A 3,132-nucleotide genomic window follows, 5' to 3' on the forward strand; every position below is an offset into this window, starting at 1 on the left:
TAATAATTCGTTAAATATTTGAATTTCAGAAACTTAAATATACGAATTATTACTTTTCATTGCAAATTTTATTTCATTTCTTATCCCGAACTCAGGTTAATTAATAAAAACCTTTGTGCACTTCGTGTTCAAATATACAATACACGGGAAATAAAAAAGTGCCCAGAAAATTCTGGACACTTCTATAATAATTGATATTGGTTAAATCTTAATCTCTTCTGCTCAAGAAAATTCTCAAAATATACCAGAACAAAAGCATTATCGAGGCAAACATTTGCAACGCTGCACCAACGTATTGTTCCTTGTTGTAGATATTTTTGATGTTGTAGGTCTCGTAAAGGATACTCGCACTCGCTAATCCAACCATTGCCAGAGAGAACCAAAGTCCCAAATTGAAACCGAAAATCGCACCTACAATAATAATTCCCAACGCCACAAATCCGCCAATTACAATAATATTTCTAAGGAAAGAAAAATCTTTGTTCGTGAAAAACACGGTTGCTGTTAATCCAGCGAACATAAATAAGGTTACCAAACCTGCCTGAGTAATCACTTGCGGAGCGTACACACTCGCGATTCCCAACATCGGGAGGAAAATTACGGCTTCTATCAGAACGTACAATCCTAACCCAAGATATTGTGTATTTCTGGAAAGCGAGAATGATAATTTGGTAGCCAACATAGATGCCAACCAAAAAACGCCAATCACGGCTAACCAAATATATTTTCCGGTCAACATCGACAAAACCGTTTCCAATGGAATTGTTTTCAATAGAAGATATTCCACCGCTCCGAAAGCCAAGATTGCCACCGCAACGTGCATATATGTTTTCCTGTAAAACTCTGCTTTTTCGATTTCTGACAACTGAGAAACCATTAATGAATCATTCATTTGCTATAAAATTAGTTATTCTCAAAGATAACATTTTCTGTTAAAAATACATCTTAAGGATTTCATAAATCTTTTTTAGGAGCCGGGAACCTGCTGTCCACTATATCTTTTTTGTTTTTCAGAACGTTTTGTCAATAATTTGAAGTTTTTTAAATGAAAAACAAAAAAGGATGCCGTTCCCATCAGGGCTAGGGGGTGCTACATCGAAACAACTTTCAACATCAAATATAATTTTTACGAATCCTTTTGCTGAGCGAAGCGCCTTTGTGAACCTTAAAATATTTTCAATAAAGTGAAAAAAATCTTTGCGGACTTTGCGTTCAAAAAACAATTAGATATTATTTTCAAATCTGCTTCATCAGCGAGATATTCAACATCTTTCCTGAGCGAAGCGCCTTTGTGAACCTTAAAAATGTTTTCAATGATTAATAAAAATCTTGCGGACTTTGCGTTCAAAGAAAAAATATTACATTTGAGAAAAGCCAAATCTAATAAAATGAGATACGTTTAATTGGGGAAAGTTCCTCAAAAAAGACACACGATTTTCAAATCCGAAGATGACCAATTCTACTACGAACAACTCTTTGGAACAGAAGGTTTTCACAGGATTGCATCGTTGTTGTATCATACACATCGCCCGACTCAAATCAAATCCATTGGCGAAGCAAAAGACGTCACACCCAAAATTGCGGTGGAGAAAAACGTCACGCCAAGAATGATAAAAGGTGCAAAAGTGACTGCTGAAGAGGATTTTTTGGAAAGCCGAAAAGTCTTGATGCTAAACAACGATTTGAAAATGGGTTTGGCAAAACCAAGAAAATCCACCGACTATTTTTATAAAAATGCAGAATGCGACGAACTACTTTTCGTCCACGAAGGCAAAGGAATTCTGAAAACAATGCTAGGTAATATAGATTTCTCAGTTGGTGATTATCTCATTATTCCAAGAGGTACAATTTATCAATTAGAAGTGGAATCAGAACAAAATGTTTTCTTTTTCATAGAAGCGCATTCTCCAATTTATACGCCCAAACGTTACCGAAATGAATTTGGTCAATTGCTGGAACATTCGCCGTTTTGTGAGAGAGATATTATTCCACCAACTTTTGTAGAACCGAAAAATGAGAAAGGAGATTTTCTCATCAAAGTCAAAAAAGAAAACCAAATCACAGATTTTGTTTACGCGACACATCCATTTGATGTAGTTGGTTGGGATGGGTATTTTTATTCGTATAAATTTAATATCAAAAACTTTGAACCAATTACCGGACGAGTTCATCAACAGCCTCCAGTTCATCAAAATTTTGAAGCGCACAATTTTGTAGTTTGCTCGTTCTGTGCAAGGATGTATGATTATCATCCACAAGCAATTCCCGCGCCTTACAATCATTTCAACATCGATTCGGATGAGGTTTTGTTTTACACAGAAGGAGATTTTATGAGCAGAAATCACGTGGATTTAATGGATTTTTCACTTCATCCTGGAGGCATTGTTCATGGTCCACATCCTGGTGCAATGGAAAGAAGTATTGGTAAAAAATTCACAGATGAATATGCAGTAATGGTTGATCCTTTCCGTCCTTTGAAGCTTGCAGAAGAAACGATTAAAGTAGAAGACCCAACTTATAAAACGAGTTGGTTGGAATAACAAAGTAAAAGCTAGCAAAAATGTTAGCTTTTTATGTAAAATCAGCGTTTACAATAATTGTCTTTCTGTCTTTTAAGAAACGGATAAAAAGGCACCTATCACTTTCATTGGGAATCTTTCTTTCGAAAACTTTGAAAATGTTCTTATCATTTTCGGTTGATTCTATTAATGTTTTATCATCTTCTAATTCTTTAAGTAATTTGTCATAATATTTTGACGATAATTCAATAATTGATTTAGAGAAATAATCTCCGTGAAAATCGGGATAGCTGGAATCTTTGAATTTTATCTCTGCCGAATCTGGGATTTTTCGATTTGTTACATATTCGAATTCATCATAGTAGAAACTGTTATTTGGAAAAACGGCTGTGCAAGATTCGTAAAATGCAATGCTTGCAGTAATTATTAATATACCCGTAGTGCATTATAAAAAAGGTTACTCATAATACGAAAATTTCGTATATTGTATTGACTACCAATCTAATACATTATGAATAACCTAGATGCAATTTACGATTTTATTTTAAAGGAATTAAGAAAATTAACCATCAAAGAAAATTTTTATTTCAAACCAATTAAACCAAAATTATCT

At 34.2% G+C, this 3,132-nt stretch carries 2 protein-coding genes and 1 pseudogene; 2 read left to right on the forward strand and 1 reads right to left on the reverse strand.

Annotation, left to right across the window (positions count from 1 at the left end; translation table 11 throughout):
- Nucleotides 1-208: 208 nt before the first annotated feature.
- Nucleotides 209-892 (reverse strand): Bax inhibitor-1/YccA family protein, encoded by a 684-nt coding sequence (locus tag DRF58_RS17835; protein WP_116037290.1) that lies wholly within the window; start codon nucleotides 890-892, stop codon nucleotides 209-211.
- Nucleotides 893-1,403: 511 nt separating this feature from the next.
- Here DRF58_RS17835 and DRF58_RS17840 point away from each other — a divergent pair.
- Together DRF58_RS17840 and DRF58_RS19300 are read left to right on the forward strand one after the other, a co-directional pair.
- On the forward strand, nucleotides 1,404-2,540 hold the full coding sequence (locus DRF58_RS17840) for a homogentisate 1,2-dioxygenase (protein ID WP_245955601.1): 1,137 nt from the start codon (nucleotides 1,404-1,406) through the stop codon (nucleotides 2,538-2,540).
- 490 nt (nucleotides 2,541-3,030) lie between these two features.
- Nucleotides 3,031-3,132 (forward strand): annotated as a pseudogene (locus tag DRF58_RS19300) (IS982 family transposase); the annotation flags it as partial.

This window comes from Epilithonimonas hispanica, from assembly GCF_003385395.1.
GTDB lineage: Bacteria > Bacteroidota > Bacteroidia > Flavobacteriales > Weeksellaceae > Epilithonimonas > Epilithonimonas hispanica.